The sequence below is a fragment of the Bradyrhizobium septentrionale genome (assembly GCF_011516645.4).
Lineage (GTDB): Bacteria > Pseudomonadota > Alphaproteobacteria > Rhizobiales > Xanthobacteraceae > Bradyrhizobium > Bradyrhizobium septentrionale.
The window spans coordinates 954,426-969,567 of the sequence record NZ_CP088285.1; the positions used below are offsets into that span (position 1 = coordinate 954,426).

The window sequence follows — 15,142 nt, forward strand, 5'->3', positions numbered from 1 at the left end:
TGTGTGACGCCCTGTTTATCGCTCCGGATCCGGATTGGCCGGGGGATCGGGAGGCCGGACGAGGTGCACGAGCTGGAAAACCCAGCGCATCGCGTAGTACCAGGCAACGCCGGCGAACGCCCCGCAGACCGACAGGATGATGACGTTGGCAAGGTCGATCGTCCCGCTCGACCACAGCATGCCGCTCGTCCACAGGACGGCGAACGCGATTGAGCAGAGGGCGAGCAGGACGGCAGGCTTCATCGTGTTGCTCCGGGGTCGGGATGAACGGCAAATCATGCCCCGGGGGTGGACGCCGTACCGTGACCTGCATCACGGACTGGCTGTGGCCTCAGCCGAACCGCAGGCGCGAACGCTCCCTCGCCTTCTCCGCCTCCACCTCGCGATCACGGACGGGCGCCGCGGTCTGCAACGAGATCAGGAGCTTGCGCGCGGCGTCCGAGACCTCGGTTACCGCAAGATTGAAGGCGGCTTCATTGGACTGCGACGGCCTGTTGAAGCCGGACAGCTTGCGCACGAATTGCAGCGCGGAGGCGTGGATCTCGTCCTCGGTGGCGGGCGGCTCGAAGTTGAACAGCGTCTTGATATTGCGGCACATGTCGGTCTCCCTCGCCCGCGGCAGCGGGGCGGCTCTCTCAAAGACGATCGGCTGCTGCAAAATACGACATCGTGGGCTATTCTGGCACCCTCATCGTCCCACGGCGCAGCGAGGTTCCGGATGAGCCACGTGATCTACAAGGTCGTCCAGCACGATGGCGGCTGGGCCTATACCGTCAACGGGGTGTTCTCGGAACCGTTTCCAACCCATGCCGCGGCGCTTGCCGCGGCCCGGCGCGCCGCCAACGAGCAACGTGTTCCCGGGCGCACCGAGGCAATCCAGTATGAGACGTCGGACGGCAAATGGCTGACCGAAACCGCCGCCGGCAACGACCGCCCGGAGACCGAGGTTGAAGACGGGCGCTGATTTGCTTCCGCGGCTCAGAACGGAACCTGCACGCCAAGCCGATCGAAGAACGCCCGTCCCCGGTCGGTGATCCGCAACGCGCGCCGAATCCGATGCGGTGCAACGCCGCGCATCTCGACCAGCCGCGTCAGCACGGCATTGGCGAAGGGACCGGCGAGATGCGGCACGCGCTCGGTCCAGTCATTGCAGAGCCGCAAATGCGGCTGCCGCGCCGGATCGAAATCGATCTGTTCGGCCCGGCACCAGGCCAGCCCCTGCTCGGTCACGCGACCATCGCGGCCGTCGATGGCGACAAGCCGGCGGCGGATCAGCGCATTGGACAGCAGCACCCCGAGCTGGCCCGCAAGATGATGGTAGCAGGTGCGCGATTGCCTGAGCTGCTCGGCCGGCATCGCACGCCGGCGCCCGGCGGAGGTCTTGGCAGCGCTCTTGGCGGCGAGATCGACCAGGTTCTCGATCAGCGCCGCGACATCGTCGTCCCTGATCCGGTAATATCTGAACCTGCCCTGTGCCCACACCGAGAGCACGCGCGCGTCCACCAGCTTCTGCAGATGCGCGCTGGCGCCCTGCGGCGAAATACCGGCGACCGCAGCAAGCTCGCCCGCCGGCAGCGCCTTGCCGTCGGCCAGCGCGCTGACCATCGCCTCCCGCACCGGATCGCCCAGCGCCTCGGCGATCCGCGAAAATCCCGTCTGCACCGATTGGGATGATCCCACCGCATCCTCCTCCGTATCGGACCGGAACGTCCTACAAGCATTCACAAGGCCGCGAAACTCATTTCAGATTTTCCTGAAACGTCGCGGCCGCCTGATCCGGTCAGATCGGTGCCGTTCAACGAAGCGCAAGGGAACAATCATGACGGCCAACAGCACCGACGCGGAACGCATCTACAGGCTCTGGGACGAAGCCCTCGGCAACAAGAACCTCGAGGCGGCACTGGCGCTTTACGCACCCGACGCCTCGATCGAGAGCCCTCTGGTTCAGCACCTGATGCAGACCAGAGATGGGATCGTCCGCGGCCGGGACACGCTGCGCGAGTTCATCACGCGCGTGTTCCGAACCAACCCGCCGCAGCGCCGCCGCTTCAAGCAGGGCTTCTTCAGCGACGGCCGGGTCCTCACCTGGGAATATCCGCGGCAATCGCCCGACGGCGATCAGATGGATCTCGTCGAGATCATGGAGATCGAGAATGGCCTGATCCAGCGTCACCGCGTCTATTGGGGATGGTATGCGCTGAACGTGCTCAGGGAGAGCTAAAGCATGATCCGGAAAGTGCGAAGCGGTTTTCCGAAAAGATTATGCTCAAACAAAAGGCTAAGGCGCGATGACGGTCCCCCTCATCGTGCCATAGCCGAACACTTCTTCGCCAGCCGCGCGGCGCAGCTCTCGGACATCGCTTGCCGTCATGCTAGGCTTGCGGTCAAGCGGCTGGACAAACGCGCCGCGCGTGGGAAGAAGCATGATGTTCCGTTGGTGCGCGGCACTTGTGGCCGCTTTCGTCTCGATGTCGGTAATGGCCATGGCTGCAGATTATCCCGCTCCGCAGGATGGCGAGTGGATCGCGAAGGACTTCAGGTTTCACAGCGGCGAGGTGATGCCGGAACTGCGGCTGCACTACACCACACTCGGCGCGCCGACCGGACAGCCGGTGCTGGTGCTGCACGGTTCCGGCGGCTCGGCCGCCAGCATGCTGACGCCGACCTTTGCCGGCCAGCTGTTCGGCCCGGGCCAGCCGCTGGATGCGTCGAAATACTACATCATCATCCCGGACGGCATCGGGCACGGCAAATCCTCCAAGCCGTCGGATGCGATGCGGAGCAGCTTCCCGAAATACGACTACAACGACATGGTCGATGCGCAGTACCGGCTCGTCACCGAGGGGCTCGGCATCAAGCATCTGCGGCTCGTGATCGGCAACTCGATGGGCGGCATGCACACCTGGATCTGGGGCGTGCGCTACCCGCAGATGATGGACATTCTGGTGCCGATGGCCTCGCAGCCATCAGCGATGGCCGCGCGCAACTGGATCCTTCGGCGAACGATGCTGGAAACAATCCGCAACGATCCCGACTACAATGGCGGCAACTACACCAGCCAGCCGCGGATGATGAAATACGCCATCGCGGCCTATCGCTTCGCGAGCGCCGGCGGCACGCTCGGCTATCAGACACTGGCGCCGACAGCGCCGCAGGCCGACAAGATGGTCGATGACCAACTGGCGCTACCGGTCACGGCTGACGCCAACGACTACATCTACCAGTGGGAGGCCTCGCATGATTATGATCCGTCCACCGGGATGGAGAAGATCGAGGCCACTCTGCTCGCGATCAACGCTGCCGACGATGAACGCAATCCACCGGAGACCGGCGTCACCGAGGCCGCGGTGAAGCGGATCAGGAACGGCAAGATCTATCTGATCCCGGCAAGCAACGAGACGCGCGGCCATCTCACGACCGGCGACGCCAAATTCTATTCCAGGCAATTGCAGGAATTGCTGCAGACCGCGCCCCAACACGCGACGTAGCGATCGAGGTCAGGCGATGTCGGCAAATCGCTTCCGTCGCGTTGCGCTGAGCCTGCCCGAGGTGGTCGAAGGCGCGCATCACGGCCACGCCGATTTCCGTGTCGGCAAACGCATCTTCGCAACGCTCGGCTATCCCGACCAGGATTGGGGCATGGTGAAGCTGACGCCGGAGCAACAGGCGATGGTGGTCGAGGCCGAGCCGGAGATCTTCCGGCCGGTGCCGGGCGGCTGGGGCAGAAGCGGCAGCACCAACGTCCGTCTCGCGAAAGCCGATCAGGTCACACTGCGCAGCGCACTCAGCATGGCCCGGGACAATATCGCGGTGAAGCCTGCGAAGAAGGCGCGTGCGAAGACGCCCTCCTGAGCGCAGCGATCTCGCACCGCATCAAGCCGTGCCGCGTTGCTTCGCTCATTCTTTGAGCATGCATCTCGCGTGCGGTTCGTGCCTAATCGCGCAAACACCGGATTCGCGCACGACCCGCCGCGGGTCACGAAGAAGTTTCCGCCGGAGGAAGGCATGCGAAGGCGCACGCATATCGCGGTGCTTGGGTGGCTCGCCGTGATGGCGGGCGCAGCGCTGGCTTTCGACAACGGTCAATACGAGAACGTGCCGCCGGATATCCGCGCCTGGTTCAAGAGCGTGATCGCACCGAATGGCGTGCCGTGCTGCGACATCTCCGACGGCCATCGCACGAGCTATGACGTTCGGGGCGGCGCCTATTGGGTGCCGATCGAGGGCGAGTGGATGATGGTGCCGGAGCGCGCCGTGATCCGCGATCGCGGCAATCCGGTCGGCGAAGCCGTGGTGTGGTACGTGCACCACCGCGGCGGCATCATCATCAGCTGCTTCGTTCCTGCCGATGCGGTCTGACAGCCCCCGCCGGCTGCGCTGCGCGACGGCGCGATCAGATCGCGCCAATTTGAAACATTTACCTCCTGTTAACCTTACTTTTTAACCAATAATTAAGGATGAGTTTGCGGGCTCAGCGCGGCCCGTCCTAGCGTCTGCACAATGCTCCGTAACCGATTGGTGCGTGCCATGGCTTGTCGAACAATGGCGTATCGAACTTATGGGGCGCTGATTGCGTCCTTTGGCGTTGCAGCGCTGCTGCTTGCTTCCTCGACCGAGACCTATGCGAGATCCGGAACGGCGCCGCGCGGCACGTTTAGCTCGCACCATCCAGCCTTCCGTCATCACCAGCGGGTGCCCGGCATCGTCCTGCCGGACGCGGGCGGATATTATGATGGCGCCGCCGGCGTGCCCTTCGCCGCCGACGTCCCGCCTCCGGTCTCGAACGACGTTCGCTACACCTACACCCAGGACGTGCCCTGGGATTGGGCGCATCGATATCCGCCCGCCGTGGTGCCGTCGGATCGCCCCTATGTGTCGAGCTGCCCGACGGAGAGCGTCACGGTGCCCGGGCGTGGTGGCGACCGCACCATCAACATCATCAGGTGCTACTGACCGGCGCCGCTGCAATCCGAAGCGCGAAAGCAAAAGAGGCCGCCCGCAAGGACGGCCTCCCGAAGTTTGGCAGCCGCTCTCCGAGCGACGGAGCCGATCAGGACTCCTCACCCTTCAGATGACCGACGTGCTTCTGGGTGTAGAGCTCAAGACCGATGCGCTTGATCAGGTCGAGCTGGGTCTCGAGGAAGTCGATGTGGTCTTCCTCGTCCTTCATCAGCTTCTCGAACAGGTCGCGGCTGACGTAATCCTTGACGCCGTGACAGTAGGTCGCCGCCTCCTGATAGAGCGTGCGGGCGCCGATCTCGGCGGCCAGATCGCACTCGATGATCTCCTTGACGTCCTGGCCAATCTTCAAGGGATCGAGCACCTGCAGGTTCGGGAAGCCGTCGAGGAACAGGATGCGATCGACGAACTTGTCGGCGTGCTCCATCTCCTCGATGGACTCCTTGCGCCAGACCTTGGCCATCTCCAGGAGGCCCCAATTGTTGAGCATCCGGTAGTGCAGCCAGTACTGATTGATGGCGGTCAGTTCGCTGCGCAGCCCCTTGTTCAGATAATCAATGACCTTCGGGTCGCCTTGCATGATCCACTCCACCTGTCGCGGCCAACGCTGGCCGGTTTAAATTTAGAATGTTTCTAAATCAGATTGCCGGCAAGAGCAACCCTGCGCAGAAGCGGCGCGTGGATAACCGGATTCGGGTGGATTTTGCGGAGTGTTTTCGCGCGAAGCGGAAGCCGGCTCGCGTGAAGAAAAAGCGTCGAAAAAAGCAGCTTTAGCAGGCCGCGAGCGCGAATTCGGTCGACTCGGCGTCGTCCTCATTGGCAGCATGCGGATGGCCGGCATGGGGACAGCCGGCGCAGCAGGCCTTGGCGCAGGGACCGAGCGCCTCGTCGATGATCGCCTTGATGGTGCGCGCGCAGCGGCCGCATTCGGCACTGCAGCCGAGGCAGCCGTACACCTGCTTGGCATTGCGTGTCACGGGCCCGCCGGCACTCACGGCATTGCGGACATCGTGGTCGCTGAGGACGTTACAGGAACAGACAATCATCGGAGAAAGGCGGGTCCATCGGTGATGCTTGGCAATATGGATATTGTCGCCCCCGGCAGGATGCAAAAGGAAAAACCAGTTCTTGTAGCAATTCCAAACTGATGCGGGATTCATATTGGAACGAGTCTAAATCGAAAGCGGACTCGCCGCGGATTCCGGGCAGTTTGCGGCAGTTTCCCGGCTGCACCGTCTGGCCGGGTTTGTGCGTTGCGAGATATTTCAGTGACTGCAGGGATTTGGACGCGATTGCGGCGGCCTCGTTCATTGATCATTCAAGCGGGATATGGAACCCTTGAGCTCGACAGATTGCTTGCATACGCTGTCCTCGGCTCCCGTGAGAAAGGTCATGCCATGAAGAAGACATTGCTGGCGCTCGGCGCCGCCGCCACTCTGGCGATTTCCGCTGTGGCGATGCCCGCCCCGGCCCAGGCACAACGTGGAGTCGCCGCCGGCGTCGCCGCGGGATTGATCGGTGGCGCCATCGTCGGCGGCGCGATCGCATCGCAGAACGGCTACTACGGTCCGGGATACGCTCCCGGCTACTACGCGCCCGGTTACGCACCCGGTCCGGCCTATGTCGCCGAGCCCGGTTACGGTGCCGATTGTGTCTGGCAGCGCCAGCGATTCTGGGACGGCTACTCCTGGCGCGTTCGCCGAGTCCGCGTTTGCGACTGATCGCCGTTCATCTCGATTAAATCGAACCAGATGTCCCGGAAAACCGACTGTTCTCCGGGACATCCGCTGTTGAAGGCCAGAAAAAACCGCTTTTCTACGCGATGAGCCTGCGGACGTTTACTTTCGGTTGACTGTTCTGCGCTGTTTAGCAAGACAGCAGTTCGAGATCAGCGTGCTGAGTCACCCAAGCCTGGCGTCGAATCAAGACGCCACCACCTTCCAGGAGAGCCAAAGACATGAAGAAGACTTTAGCTGCCCTTGTTGCCGTTACCACGATTGCCGGTTCGCTGGCGGTTGCTCCGGCTGCCAAGGCTGGTGACGGCGGCGCCGTCGCGGCCGGCGTTGCCGGCGGCCTGATCGGCGGCGCCCTGCTGGGCGGCGCGATTGCAGGCGCCCGTCCGGCCCCGGTCTATGTTGCGCCGGCGCCGACCTACGTCGAAGAAGCTCCGTGCCGCTGGGTTCGCGAGCGCTTCTGGGACGGCTACGGCTGGCGCTTCCGTCGCATCCAGGTTTGCGACTGATCGATCGACAGGCTATCTGCATCACCCTCGAAAACCCGGCCTCACGGCCGGGTTTTTGTTTTCTGGAGCGTTTTCGAGCGAAGCCTGTCCCGCACTTGATGCGGGATGGACACCGGTTCGCGTGAAGAAAACGCGTCAAAACAAAAAGCCAGAGCCTTAGCGCGCCCCGTTCATCGCGCGCAGCACCGCCTCGCTCGGCCAGCAATCGACCTTCAGCCCGGCCTGCTTCTGATAGGCGCCGAGCGCCGCGCGGGTCTGCATCCCGGCCTTGCCGTCGAGCTTGTCCTTGTAGAGGCCGATCCGCGTCAGCTGCTGCTGCATCGCCTCGACATCGGCCGAGCGCAGCTGCTTCGAGGCCGCCCATGGCGTCGCGAAGGGCTGCGGGCTCGTCATGCGGTCGGCGAGATGGCCGACGAACAGCACGTAGAGATCGGAGAAATTGTACTCCTTGATCACGAAGTAGTTCGGCGTGGTCAGGAAGGCGGGACCGTAGATGCCCTCGGGCTGCAGCAGCGAGGCCGATTGCGCCTGCTCGGTAGCGTTGAGCTTCTGTCCGCGCACCGGCACGAAGCCTGCCCGCAGCCACTGGCTGATCTGCTTGGTCACCTCAGGCACACCCATCGTGCAGTCGACATTGGCGGGCGGGGTCACCTCATAGGCCCAGCGCACGCCCGGTTGCCAGCCCTTGTTGACGAGCTGCTGCGCGGCCGAAGCGAGCGCATCCGGCACCGAGTGCCAGATGTCGACCCGGCCGTCGCCGTCGAGATCGACGCCGTGCTTGTAATACTCCGACGGCAGGAACTGGGTGTAGCCGGTCGCGCCCGCCCAGGATGAGCGCAGCTCCTTGCGCGTCACCGCGCCCTCGCCGAGGATCTTGAGCGCGAGGATGAACTCGGTGCGGTACTGATCCTTGCGGCGGCCGACATAGGCCTGCGTCGCCACCACGCGCAGCGTGTCGTAGGGCAGCGAATAGCGGCCGTAGTCGGTCTCGCGGCCCCAGATCGCCAGCACGATGGTCGAGGGAACGCCGAACCGCTTCTCGATCGCATCGAGCGACGGACGATACTTCTGCAGCAGCCGTTGCCCCTCCGCCGCGAGCCGCGCGATCGAGGCTTCCTTGATGTAATCGGCCGGCACCTGCACGAACTCGGCCTGCGCCGGCGCGCCGGTCTTGGGACGTCCGGGCAGGATCAGATCGGGCAGCTTGTAGTCGGGCTCGAGCGAGCGCGTCTCGCGATCAAAAGTTTCGCGCGACACGCCGGCCTCCTTGGCCTCCGGCCACAGCGAGGCGATGAACTGGGTGAACGCCGCGTCGGCCGCGTGTGCGGGCCGCTGCAGCGGCGCACACAGCAGCAGCGCGAATGCGGCAATGGTTGCTGGCCATCTCATGATCGATCTCATCCCGCGGAAATAGGCATTGCAATGTGAACTCGGCAATTGTCAGAATTCAATTCTGGGTGGTAAGTTTTGCCATGCGCATATTTCTGTCATTTCCCTCCGAACTGGAATCGCAGGCTGACAGCATCGCCCAGTCGCTACGCAATTGCGACCATGACGTTTTCTTTTCGCACGACGACCTTCCGCCGGGCGACAGCTTCGATGCGCGCGTCGAAAAAGCCATCGAAAGCAGCGATTTTATGGTGTTCCTGATCAGTCCGGAATCGGTGACCAAGGGGCGCTACACGCTGAGCGAACTCGCCTTTGCCCGGACCAAATGGCCGAACCCGAGCAACCGCGTGCTGCCGGTGATGATGGCGCCGACCCCGCTCGACCAGGTTCCGACCTATCTCAAGGCGGTCACGATCCTCGAACCGCAAGGCAGCGCCGCCGCCGAGACGCGAGCCGCGGTGGACCGCATGCTGGCAGCCGAGAGCGCGCAGTCGCGCGGCCGATCCAGCTTGCCCTTCGTCGCGCTGGCGCTTGCATCCGCCGTCATCTGCAGCCTGATCGCGACCTATGCGCTCAACGTCCTGCAATATTCGTTCGTCGTCTCCGACGCCGGCGGGATCACGATCCTGCCCGGCGTGGTCTTCGGCGCGGCGGTTGCAGCGTGCAATGTCATGTTTGGCGCCAGGGACCGGTTTCAGCTGGCGCTGGTGGTCGCAATCACGACGGCGGCATGGATCGCGGCCTACGATGCCAGCGCGGTCACACTTCAGGCGCTCGGCCAGTATGCGAGGACCGTGCCGATCGACGGCAATGCCGCGAACCCGGCCCAGATTACCGAGACGCTCGGCAACAATCCCTACATGGGTTACCTGATCGGCGGCATCGGCGGCGCCGTCGGCGGAGCCATCACCATTCTCGGCGTGCTGCTGACCAACCCGGCGTTCCGGCGGATCGACAGCGTCGTGGTGACCTGGATCGCGGCCATCGCTGCCGGGATCGTTTACGGCGCGATCGTTAGGCTGCCGACCTTGCTGGGTTGGCTGGTGCTGTTCGGCGTCTGGCAGACCGCGTTCATCCTCGCGATGGCGCGCGGATTTCCGCGCGGCGCGGCGCAGATCCCCGAATGGCTCGGCGGATCCGCGCCGGCATTGTTCGGCTCACGCTCGGCACGGTGACGCCGCGCCGCCGATGCCTAATGCTCGGTCTGCTGCTTGGCACCTTCGATCGAGTCGTTCGACAGCTTGTCGACGATGGCGATGCCGATCGCCGACAGGATGAAGACGCAGTGGATGATGGTCTGCCACATCACGCCGGTCTCGGTGTAGTTGCCCTTGCCCGACGACAGCGCGCCCGCCTCGATGAAGGTGCGCAGCAAATGGATCGAGGAGATGCCGATGATCGCCATCGCCAGCTTGATCTTCAGCACGCTGGCGTTGACATGGCTGAGCCATTCCGGCTCGTCGGGATGTCCTTGCAGATTGAGCCGCGACACGAAGGTCTCGTAGCCGCCGACGATCACCATCACGAGCAGGTTCGAGATCATGACGACGTCGATCAGGCCGAGCACGGCCAGCATGATCTGCTGCTCGCTGAAGTCGAAGGCATGGGCGAACAGGTGCCAGAGTTCCTTCAGGAACAGCACAACATAGACGCCCTGGGCGATGATGAGGCCGACATAAAGCGGCAATTGCAGCCAGCGCGACCCGAAGATCAGCATGGGAACGGGACGCAGCGACCGGCCCTTCGCGGGGGCGGGCGCGTCTGAAATGGCGGACATGTTGGATCGCTCGCAGGATTCGATTTGCGGAGCGCTCTATCTACGCAATCCCGCGCGCTTGAAAAGCGACAACTGGCCGCAGATTGCGCCGTGATGCCGTCACGATCCTGCAAACGAAGAGCGGCCGAACGCGGCGCGACGGCCGCGCTCGACCGTTCGAACCGATCAGCGCGTCAGCTTCTTGTACTTCACGCGATGCGGGATGATGCTGTCCTGGCCGAGCCGGCGCATCTTGTCCTTTTCGTAATCCTGGAAGTTGCCTTCGAACCATTCGACATGGCTGTCGCCTTCGAAGGCCAGGATGTGGGTCGCGATGCGGTCGAGGAACCAGCGATCGTGGCTGATGATGACGGCGCAGCCGGCGAAATCCTCCAGCGCCTCTTCCAGCGCGCGCAGCGTGTCGACGTCGAGGTCGTTGGTCGGTTCGTCGAGCAGCAGCACGTTGGCGCCCGACTTCAGCATCTTGGCGAGATGCACGCGGTTGCGCTCACCGCCTGACAGCGCGCCGACCTTCTTCTGCTGGTCGGCGCCCTTGAAGTTGAACGACGAGCAATAGCCGCGCGAGTTGACTTCCTTCTTGCCGAGCAGGATCAGCTCGTTGTTGCCTGAAATCTCTTCCCACACCGTCTTCTTGCCGTCGAGCGCGTCGCGCGACTGGTCGACGTAGCCGAGATGAACGCTTTCGCCGACCGTGATGGAGCCCTTGTCCGGCTCTTCCTGCTTGGTGATCATCCTGAACAGTGTGGTCTTGCCGGCGCCGTTGGCACCGATCACGCCGACGATGCCGCCCGGCGGCAGCTTGAAGGTAAGGTCGTCGATCAGCATGCGGTCGCCAAAACCCTTGCTGAGGCCTTCGAAGTCGACGACGTTCTGGCCCAGCCGTTCGGCGACCGGGATCGTGATCTGCGCGGTCTGGGTCTGCTTTTCACTGGCCTGTTTCAGCAGCTCTTCGTAGCGCTGGTAGCGCGCCTTGGACTTGGCCTGACGCGCCTTTGGCGAGGACGCGATCCACTCCTGCTCGCGGGCCAGCGTCTTCTGGTGGGCGGCGTCCTCGCGGCCTTCCTGCTCCAGCCGCTTCTGCTTCTGCTGCAGCCAGGACGAATAGTTGCCCTCGTAGGGGATGCCGCGGCCGCGGTCGAGCTCGAGGATCCAGCCGGTGACGTTGTCGAGGAAGTAGCGGTCGTGGGTCACGATCAGGATCGCGCCGGGATAGTTGCGCAGATGGCCTTCCAGCCACGACACCGACTCGGCGTCGAGATGGTTGGTCGGTTCGTCGAGCAGCAGCAATTCCGGCTGGTCGAGCAGCAGGCGGCACAGCGCGACGCGGCGGCGCTCACCGCCCGAGAGCTTGGTGACGTCGGCATCGTCGGGCGGGCAGCGCAGCGCGTCCATCGCCTGGTCGACCTTGCTGTCGAGATCCCACAGGCCCTGGGCCTCGATCTCGTCCTGCAATTTGGTCATCTCATCGGCGGTCTCGTCCGAATAATTGACCGCCAGCTCGTTGTAGCGGTCGAGGATCGCCTTCTGCTTGGCGACGCCGAGCATGACGTTTTCACGGACGTTGAGCGCGGGATCGAGGTGCGGCTCCTGCTCGAGATAGCCGACGCGGGCGCCCTCGGCGACCCAGGCCTCGCCGTTATATTCCTTGTCGAGGCCGGCCATGATCTTGAGCAGCGTCGACTTGCCCGAGCCGTTGACGCCGAGCACGCCGATCTTGGCGTCCGGGTAGAACGACAGATGGACGTTATCGAGCACTTTTCGGGTCGGATATGCCTTGGTCAGACCCTGCATGAAATAGATGAACTGGCGAGCCATCCGCTGTCCCTGGAATTGATCCGATTTGTGGAAATTTTGCTGCCGCCGATGTAGCGGCCGGCCCCCGAAAGCGCAACCGCGGGCCCGGTGTTTTCCGCCCGTTCACCACGTTTCGTCTGTTCACCACGGGTGACTACGGGTTCGCCACGATGTGCGCGCCCGATCATGACAATTGAAACCATCTTTTAATAAATCAGGCGAAAACTCGTTCTCAACGCCGAAAAATGGCGTTTTTCGCGGCAGAACCGCGAGCAAGACAGCAGAGGCCGCGTCATGGCTACCATCATTTCAGCACCTCTTTCGCGCCCGGCGATCAAGGGCGAGGCGACGCCGTTCGCCGAATTCCGCGCCTTTTTGCGCGCCTTCGTCGCCAAGGCCTTCAATCCCTACCGGCCGGAACTGCACTATATGCGCGGCCCGGGTCCGGCCTGCCGCGCCAAGCAGATGGCATTGTCGCCGGTGGTCCGGACGATGCTGGCCGACATCCGCTCCACCAAGGCCGAGAGGCCGTCTCGGCCGGTGTGACAATCGCCGCTTTTTCAAACCGCCCCCGCTTGCGCGCCTGCCGATTGCGCGCAACCATCAGGGCTCCCCGACGGCTGATTTCCCGACCGTCGCCCTCACCCTGAATGGATCTTCCCGATGACGCGGCTGCGCTGTGCAATCCTCGACGACTATTTTGACATCGCGCTTTCGGTGGCCGACTGGCCGGCGATCAAGGACCGGGTCGACGTCACCGTGTTCGACAAGCCGTTCACGAGCGAGGCGGATACCGCGGCGAAGCTGAAGGATTTCGAGATCGTCTGCGCGATGCGCGATCGCACGCCGTTCCCGCGCAGCCTGCTCGATGCGCTGCCCAAGCTCAAGCTCCTGATCACCTCGGGCATGCGCAACGCCGCAATCGACATGGAGGCCGCCAAGGACCGCAAGGTGGTGCTGTGCGGCACCCAATACAGCCGCGATCCCACCGCGCCCCTGACCATGGGCCTGATCCTGGAATTGACCCGCGGCATCGGTCGCGAGAATGCGCGCATGCACGCCGGCGAAGCCTGGCAGACCTTTGCCGGCACCGAGATCGAGGGCAAGACGCTTGGCGTCATCGGCCTCGGCAAGCTCGGCAGCAGGGTCGCTGGCATGGCCAAGGCGTTCGGCATGAACGTCATCGCCTGGAGCCCCAACCTCACGCCGGAGAAGTGCAAGGAGGCCGGCGTCGGCTATGCCAGCAAGGACGAACTGTTCGCGACCGCCGACATCATCACCATCCATGTCGTGCTGAGCCCGCGCTCGCGCGGACTGGTCGGCGCCGCCGATCTGGCGCGCATGAAGCCGTCCGCCCTTCTCGTCAACACCGCGCGCGGGCCGATCGTCGACGAAGATGCACTCCTTGTCGCTCTGCGTGACAAGAAGATCGCCGGCGCCGGCATCGACGTCTTCTCGGTCGAGCCGCTGCCATCAGATCACCCGCTGCGCAAGCTCGACAACGTCGTGATCACGCCGCATCTCGGCTACGCAACGCGCGAGAGCCTCCAGACGCACTATCAGCAGATGCTCGAATGCATCGACGCTTTCACCAAGGGTGCCGAGCCGCCGCGGCGACTGGGCTGAGATCTGATACACGCAACAAAAAAGGCGCGCTGTTCGCGCGCCTTTTTCATGATGAATTGCAGGTCGGCCTAGCGGACCGTCACCGGCGCGGGCAGCGGCTGGACCGACGTCGGCTGCGTGCCGGGCAGCGGCGCGGCCTGGGCCTGGGTCGGCGCCATCGGATTGGCGGGCGGCGCGGCGAAGGCCGTCGTCGTTCCCGGGGCGGCGCCGCCAGGCAGGACAACCACGCGGGTGCCGACCTTTGTGCGCTCGAACAGGTCCGAGACGTCATCGTTCAGCATGCCGATGCAGCCCGACGAGACGAACTTGCCGATGGTCGAGGGCTGGTTGGTGCCGTGGATACGATACACCGTCGAGCCGAGATACATCGCACGGGCGCCGAGCGGATTGCCGGGGCCGCCGGCCATGAAGCGCGGCAGATAGGGCTGACGCTCGATCATCTCCGTCGGCGGATGCCAATCCGGCCACTCGGCCTTGCGAGTGATCTTCTGCACGCCGGTCCAGGTGAAGCCGTCGCGGCCGACGCGGACGCCATAACGGATCGCCCGGCCATTGCCCAGGATGTAATAGAGGTAGGTGTTCGGCGTATCGACGACGATGGTGCCTGCCGGCTCCTTGGTCGCGAACGCCACTTCCTGCCGACGCAGATTCGGCGCCAGTTGCGCCGGCCCGTCTTCCGGCTGCTCGTCCGCCGGCAACGACGCGATCTGCAGCGGCTTGCCATTGGCATCGACCGGCGCCTGCTGCGGCGGCACCGTTCCGGTGACGCCGGCCGCGCCAACCGCCTCGGGCGGACGCATGCCGTTGCGGTCGTCGCCATAGGCAACGCCGGCGGCCGGAACACCATTGTCGCGATAGCCCTGCGGCGGCGCGCCCGGCGAGCGATCGCCATAGATCACCGGGGGCGGTCCCATCGGCCGGCCATAGCGCGGATCATCGGGCGACATCACCGGGCCAGTCGGCGCACCACGGTCGGAATAGACCGGAGCGTTCATCGGACGGCCATAGCGCGGGTCGTCCGGCGACGTCACCGGGCCGGGCGGCGGCAGCGCGGCTGAATTTTGCGGCGCATCTTCATCGTCGAGTCCGTCGAAATCCGGCATGCTGCCCTGCGAGTAGGGCTGCGGCGCCGTCGAATAGGCGGTGCCCTGGGGAGCCGGATAACGCTGCTGCGCATGCGCAAGCGAGGTTCCTGCCACGCCGAGAGCCGCGGCAGCGCAAATCGTCAGAATGCGGTTGATCATCATTGCTCTTGTATAGTCCCCAAGCCACACCGGACCGTTAACGGCCCAATGCAGGAAGATAGCGGCGCATTCAAGACAAATCCGCGAAACCCGGGCTGTTTCGGGCCTTTT

The 15,142-nt window shown here is 64.0% G+C and carries 22 protein-coding genes; 11 read left to right on the forward strand and 11 right to left on the reverse strand.

Annotated features, from left to right (window positions below):
* Nucleotides 1–15 precede the first annotated feature (15 nt).
* Nucleotides 16–243, reverse strand: coding sequence for a hypothetical protein (locus tag HAP48_RS06470; RefSeq protein WP_166214439.1), 228 nt, complete (start codon nucleotides 241–243; stop codon nucleotides 16–18).
* Nucleotides 244–331: 88 nt separating this feature from the next.
* The gene (locus tag HAP48_RS06475) at nucleotides 332–598 is read right to left on the reverse strand and encodes a DUF2277 domain-containing protein (protein ID WP_166214438.1); all 267 of its coding nucleotides are present in this window, start codon (nucleotides 596–598) and stop codon (nucleotides 332–334) included.
* 120 nt (nucleotides 599–718) lie between these two features.
* On the opposite strand from HAP48_RS06475, the gene HAP48_RS06480 reads away from it, so the two are divergent.
* Nucleotides 719–964, forward strand: a complete 246-nt coding sequence (locus HAP48_RS06480) for a DUF2188 domain-containing protein (protein ID WP_029084053.1) — start codon at nucleotides 719–721, stop codon at nucleotides 962–964.
* A 14-nt stretch (nucleotides 965–978) separates the two neighbouring features.
* Here HAP48_RS06480 and HAP48_RS06485 read toward each other — a convergent pair whose 3' ends face one another.
* Nucleotides 979–1,680: an ArsR/SmtB family transcription factor gene (locus HAP48_RS06485; RefSeq protein WP_224496936.1), complete on the reverse strand. Its 702-nt coding sequence runs from the start codon at nucleotides 1,678–1,680 to the stop codon at nucleotides 979–981.
* Nucleotides 1,681–1,819: 139 nt separating this feature from the next.
* On the opposite strand from HAP48_RS06485, the gene HAP48_RS06490 reads away from it, so the two are divergent.
* Nucleotides 1,820–2,221, forward strand: a complete 402-nt coding sequence (locus tag HAP48_RS06490; RefSeq protein WP_224496937.1) for a nuclear transport factor 2 family protein — start codon at nucleotides 1,820–1,822, stop codon at nucleotides 2,219–2,221.
* 57 nt (nucleotides 2,222–2,278) lie between these two features.
* On the opposite strand, the gene HAP48_RS06495 is transcribed toward HAP48_RS06490, so the two are convergent.
* Complete coding sequence (locus tag HAP48_RS06495) at nucleotides 2,279–2,485, reverse strand: hypothetical protein (protein WP_166202922.1); 207 nt, start codon at nucleotides 2,483–2,485, stop codon at nucleotides 2,279–2,281.
* On the opposite strand from HAP48_RS06495, the gene HAP48_RS06500 reads away from it, so the two are divergent.
* From HAP48_RS06500 to HAP48_RS06515, 4 genes are all read left to right on the forward strand, one after another.
* Complete coding sequence (locus HAP48_RS06500) at nucleotides 2,484–3,488, forward strand: alpha/beta fold hydrolase (protein ID WP_420869854.1); 1,005 nt, start codon at nucleotides 2,484–2,486, stop codon at nucleotides 3,486–3,488. The two genes, HAP48_RS06495 and HAP48_RS06500, sit on opposite strands and share 2 nt — an antisense overlap.
* Before the next feature lie 16 nt (nucleotides 3,489–3,504).
* Entirely contained in the window at nucleotides 3,505–3,852 is a 348-nt protein-coding gene (locus HAP48_RS06505) for an MmcQ/YjbR family DNA-binding protein (RefSeq protein ID WP_166214436.1), read from the forward strand.
* A gap of 153 nt (nucleotides 3,853–4,005) precedes the next feature.
* Nucleotides 4,006–4,359, forward strand: coding sequence for a hypothetical protein (locus HAP48_RS06510; protein WP_166214435.1), 354 nt, complete (start codon nucleotides 4,006–4,008; stop codon nucleotides 4,357–4,359).
* A gap of 183 nt (nucleotides 4,360–4,542) precedes the next feature.
* Nucleotides 4,543–4,953 carry a hypothetical protein gene (locus HAP48_RS06515; protein WP_166214434.1) on the forward strand — a complete coding sequence of 137 codons (411 nt, stop codon included), beginning with the start codon at nucleotides 4,543–4,545 and terminating at the stop codon, nucleotides 4,951–4,953.
* 97 nt (nucleotides 4,954–5,050) lie between these two features.
* On the opposite strand, the gene bfr is transcribed toward HAP48_RS06515, so the two are convergent.
* From bfr to HAP48_RS06530, 3 genes are all read right to left on the reverse strand, one after another.
* Nucleotides 5,051–5,539 (reverse strand): bacterioferritin, encoded by a 489-nt coding sequence (gene bfr, locus HAP48_RS06520; protein ID WP_029084046.1) that lies wholly within the window; start codon nucleotides 5,537–5,539, stop codon nucleotides 5,051–5,053.
* Between the two features lie 190 nt (nucleotides 5,540–5,729).
* Nucleotides 5,730–6,005, reverse strand: a complete 276-nt coding sequence (locus HAP48_RS06525; RefSeq protein ID WP_166214433.1) for a (2Fe-2S)-binding protein — start codon at nucleotides 6,003–6,005, stop codon at nucleotides 5,730–5,732.
* Nucleotides 5,986–6,270 carry a hypothetical protein gene (locus HAP48_RS06530; protein WP_166214432.1) on the reverse strand — a complete coding sequence of 95 codons (285 nt, stop codon included), beginning with the start codon at nucleotides 6,268–6,270 and terminating at the stop codon, nucleotides 5,986–5,988. The genes HAP48_RS06525 and HAP48_RS06530 overlap by 20 nt, the downstream gene beginning before the upstream one ends.
* Before the next feature lie 86 nt (nucleotides 6,271–6,356).
* Between HAP48_RS06530 and HAP48_RS06535 the strand changes: the two genes are divergently transcribed.
* On the forward strand, nucleotides 6,357–6,680 hold the full coding sequence (locus HAP48_RS06535; RefSeq protein WP_166214431.1) for a hypothetical protein: 324 nt from the start codon (nucleotides 6,357–6,359) through the stop codon (nucleotides 6,678–6,680).
* Nucleotides 6,681–6,916: 236 nt separating this feature from the next.
* Nucleotides 6,917–7,201 carry a hypothetical protein gene (locus HAP48_RS06540; protein ID WP_029084043.1) on the forward strand — a complete coding sequence of 95 codons (285 nt, stop codon included), beginning with the start codon at nucleotides 6,917–6,919 and terminating at the stop codon, nucleotides 7,199–7,201.
* A gap of 156 nt (nucleotides 7,202–7,357) precedes the next feature.
* Here HAP48_RS06540 and HAP48_RS06545 read toward each other — a convergent pair whose 3' ends face one another.
* On the reverse strand, nucleotides 7,358–8,590 hold the full coding sequence (locus tag HAP48_RS06545; RefSeq protein WP_166214430.1) for a lytic murein transglycosylase: 1,233 nt from the start codon (nucleotides 8,588–8,590) through the stop codon (nucleotides 7,358–7,360).
* Nucleotides 8,591–8,673: 83 nt separating this feature from the next.
* On the opposite strand from HAP48_RS06545, the gene HAP48_RS06550 reads away from it, so the two are divergent.
* On the forward strand, nucleotides 8,674–9,765 hold the full coding sequence (locus tag HAP48_RS06550; protein ID WP_166214429.1) for a toll/interleukin-1 receptor domain-containing protein: 1,092 nt from the start codon (nucleotides 8,674–8,676) through the stop codon (nucleotides 9,763–9,765).
* A 17-nt stretch (nucleotides 9,766–9,782) separates the two neighbouring features.
* Here the strand turns inward: HAP48_RS06550 and HAP48_RS06555 are convergent, their stop codons facing one another.
* Together HAP48_RS06555 and ettA are read right to left on the reverse strand one after the other, a co-directional pair.
* On the reverse strand, nucleotides 9,783–10,367 hold the full coding sequence (locus tag HAP48_RS06555) for a TIGR00645 family protein (RefSeq protein WP_166214428.1): 585 nt from the start codon (nucleotides 10,365–10,367) through the stop codon (nucleotides 9,783–9,785).
* Between the two features lie 165 nt (nucleotides 10,368–10,532).
* The gene (gene ettA, locus HAP48_RS06560) at nucleotides 10,533–12,182 is read right to left on the reverse strand and encodes an energy-dependent translational throttle protein EttA (RefSeq protein WP_166214427.1); all 1,650 of its coding nucleotides are present in this window, start codon (nucleotides 12,180–12,182) and stop codon (nucleotides 10,533–10,535) included.
* Between the two features lie 273 nt (nucleotides 12,183–12,455).
* Between ettA and HAP48_RS06565 the strand changes: the two genes are divergently transcribed.
* Together HAP48_RS06565 and HAP48_RS06570 are read left to right on the forward strand one after the other, a co-directional pair.
* Nucleotides 12,456–12,707 (forward strand): hypothetical protein, encoded by a 252-nt coding sequence (locus tag HAP48_RS06565; protein ID WP_029084038.1) that lies wholly within the window; start codon nucleotides 12,456–12,458, stop codon nucleotides 12,705–12,707.
* A 117-nt stretch (nucleotides 12,708–12,824) separates the two neighbouring features.
* Nucleotides 12,825–13,787, forward strand: coding sequence for a D-2-hydroxyacid dehydrogenase family protein (locus HAP48_RS06570; RefSeq protein ID WP_166214426.1), 963 nt, complete (start codon nucleotides 12,825–12,827; stop codon nucleotides 13,785–13,787).
* Nucleotides 13,788–13,855: 68 nt separating this feature from the next.
* Here the strand turns inward: HAP48_RS06570 and HAP48_RS06575 are convergent, their stop codons facing one another.
* Nucleotides 13,856–15,034, reverse strand: coding sequence for a L,D-transpeptidase (locus HAP48_RS06575; protein ID WP_166214425.1), 1,179 nt, complete (start codon nucleotides 15,032–15,034; stop codon nucleotides 13,856–13,858).
* Nucleotides 15,035–15,142 lie beyond the last annotated feature (108 nt).

Bases quoted from the DNA above. Each gene is read 5' to 3' on its own strand.
- HAP48_RS06470 (WP_166214439.1), bottom strand. From the start codon at position 243: ATGAAGCCTGCCGTCCTGCTCGCCCTCTGCTCAATCGCGTTCGCCGTC.
- HAP48_RS06475 (WP_166214438.1), bottom strand. From the start codon at position 598: ATGTGCCGCAATATCAAGACGCTGTTCAACTTCGAGCCGCCCGCCACC.
- HAP48_RS06480 (WP_029084053.1), top strand. From the start codon at position 719: ATGAGCCACGTGATCTACAAGGTCGTCCAGCACGATGGCGGCTGGGCC.
- HAP48_RS06490 (WP_224496937.1), top strand. From the start codon at position 1,820: ATGACGGCCAACAGCACCGACGCGGAACGCATCTACAGGCTCTGGGAC.
- HAP48_RS06500 (WP_420869854.1), top strand. From the start codon at position 2,484: ATGGCTGCAGATTATCCCGCTCCGCAGGATGGCGAGTGGATCGCGAAG.
- HAP48_RS06495 (WP_166202922.1), bottom strand. From the start codon at position 2,485: ATGGCCATTACCGACATCGAGACGAAAGCGGCCACAAGTGCCGCGCAC.
- HAP48_RS06505 (WP_166214436.1), top strand. From the start codon at position 3,505: ATGTCGGCAAATCGCTTCCGTCGCGTTGCGCTGAGCCTGCCCGAGGTG.
- HAP48_RS06510 (WP_166214435.1), top strand. From the start codon at position 4,006: ATGCGAAGGCGCACGCATATCGCGGTGCTTGGGTGGCTCGCCGTGATG.
- HAP48_RS06515 (WP_166214434.1), top strand. From the start codon at position 4,543: ATGGCGTATCGAACTTATGGGGCGCTGATTGCGTCCTTTGGCGTTGCA.
- bfr (WP_029084046.1), bottom strand. From the start codon at position 5,539: ATGCAAGGCGACCCGAAGGTCATTGATTATCTGAACAAGGGGCTGCGC.
- HAP48_RS06525 (WP_166214433.1), bottom strand. From the start codon at position 6,005: ATGATTGTCTGTTCCTGTAACGTCCTCAGCGACCACGATGTCCGCAAT.
- HAP48_RS06530 (WP_166214432.1), bottom strand. From the start codon at position 6,270: ATGAACGAGGCCGCCGCAATCGCGTCCAAATCCCTGCAGTCACTGAAA.
- HAP48_RS06535 (WP_166214431.1), top strand. From the start codon at position 6,357: ATGAAGAAGACATTGCTGGCGCTCGGCGCCGCCGCCACTCTGGCGATT.
- HAP48_RS06540 (WP_029084043.1), top strand. From the start codon at position 6,917: ATGAAGAAGACTTTAGCTGCCCTTGTTGCCGTTACCACGATTGCCGGT.
- HAP48_RS06545 (WP_166214430.1), bottom strand. From the start codon at position 8,590: ATGAGATGGCCAGCAACCATTGCCGCATTCGCGCTGCTGCTGTGTGCG.
- HAP48_RS06550 (WP_166214429.1), top strand. From the start codon at position 8,674: ATGCGCATATTTCTGTCATTTCCCTCCGAACTGGAATCGCAGGCTGAC.
- HAP48_RS06555 (WP_166214428.1), bottom strand. From the start codon at position 10,367: ATGTCCGCCATTTCAGACGCGCCCGCCCCCGCGAAGGGCCGGTCGCTG.
- ettA (WP_166214427.1), bottom strand. From the start codon at position 12,182: ATGGCTCGCCAGTTCATCTATTTCATGCAGGGTCTGACCAAGGCATAT.
- HAP48_RS06565 (WP_029084038.1), top strand. From the start codon at position 12,456: ATGGCTACCATCATTTCAGCACCTCTTTCGCGCCCGGCGATCAAGGGC.
- HAP48_RS06570 (WP_166214426.1), top strand. From the start codon at position 12,825: ATGACGCGGCTGCGCTGTGCAATCCTCGACGACTATTTTGACATCGCG.
- HAP48_RS06575 (WP_166214425.1), bottom strand. From the start codon at position 15,034: ATGATGATCAACCGCATTCTGACGATTTGCGCTGCCGCGGCTCTCGGC.